The organism is Streptomyces sp. HSW2009 (assembly GCF_040240285.1).
Lineage (GTDB): Bacteria > Actinomycetota > Actinomycetes > Streptomycetales > Streptomycetaceae > Streptomyces.
Genome location: NZ_JBEHZD010001009.1, coordinates 1 through 1,295, shown reverse-complemented (window position 1 = coordinate 1,295; position 1,295 = coordinate 1). Strand labels below are relative to the sequence as shown.

General features: G+C 78.1%; 1 protein-coding gene. It reads left to right on the top strand.

The features are described from left to right. On the top strand, nt 1–912 hold a 912-nt coding region (locus tag AAHZ94_RS34220; RefSeq protein ID WP_502964872.1), incomplete at its 5' end, for a type III PLP-dependent enzyme domain-containing protein. Between the last annotated feature and the right edge of the window lie 383 nt (nt 913–1,295).

Sequence of the window (1,295 nt, the reverse complement as noted above, 5' to 3'; positions counted from 1 at the left end):
CCCCCCCCCCCCCCCCCCCCCCCCCATTTTTTTTTTTACACTCCACTTACGTCCTTCCGTTTGTGTTGCGGGGGGGGGGGCTGGTTTTTGTTTAAACGCCCGCGGGGGGGGGGGGGGGGGGGGGGGCAGGGCCCGCGCGCCGCGCTCACCATGGGCGGCGTGCCCAGCCCCTTCGGGCTCGACCCGGACCAGATCGGTCGGCTGCTGCCGCTGTTCGCCGAGGACGGCGCCGCGACCCGGGCAGGGCTGCGGCTGCGCGGCGTCCACGCCCACCTGGCCAGCGGGCTCGACGTCCGGGCCCAACTCGCCACGGCGGAGCGCATCGTGCGCTGGACCCGTGGCCTGGCCGCCGGCGCCGGGCCGTGGTTCGCGGCCCAGCTCACCGAGGTCAACGTCGGCGGCGGGATGGCCGTGGACTACACCCGCCCCACCGAACGCTTCGACTGGGCCGCGTACGGCGCGGGGCTCGGCGAGCTCGCCGCCCGGCACCCCCAGTTCACCCTGCGCATCGAACCCGGCCGGGCGCTGGCCGCGTACTGCGGCTGGTACGTGACGGAGGTGCTGGACGTCAAGCACAGCCAGGGCGAGGCGTTCGCGGTGCTCCGCGGCGGCACCCACCACCTGCGCACCCCCGTCACCAAGGGGCACGACCAGCCGTTCGCCGTGCTGCCGGTGGACGGCTGGCCGCGCAGTTGGCCGCGGCCGGGCGCGAGCGGCGAACCGGTGACCCTCACCGGCCAGTTGTGCACCCCCAAGGACGTGCTGGCCACCCGGGTCCCCACGGAACGGCTGCGCGCCGCCGACCGCGTCGTGTTCGCCCTGGCCGGCGCGTACGCCTGGAACATCTCCCACCACGACTTCCTGATGCACCCGCGCCCGGTCTTCCACTTCCTGGGCAGCCCGCCGTACTGATTCCCGGGCAGTCCGCCGTGCTGATCCGCTGCGGTCCGTCTGACCCGCTGCGGTCCGTGTCGCCCGCGCTGGCCGGGCCCGAGTTCGGGGCGTGGACGCGCCCCGGGGGAAAACCGGTGGTCCGCCGGGCCGAGCGGGGGCAGAGTGGAGCGGCCTGGTCCGGCCCCTGCCGGGCCGGGCCACGGTGCGTCGGGCGCCGGCGCGCCCCGGTCCCGCGCACTGCGCTGGCGGCCCTCCGGCGCGGGCGACCCGTACGGCGCCGTGGACGCCCACGGGCCTCTGCGGGCCCCGGGGGGGGGGGGCCGGCCCCCCCCCCCCCGCGGGCGCGGCGGGGGGGGGGGCGGGGGGGGGCGGGGGGGGGGGCCGCGCCGGGCGGCGGGGGG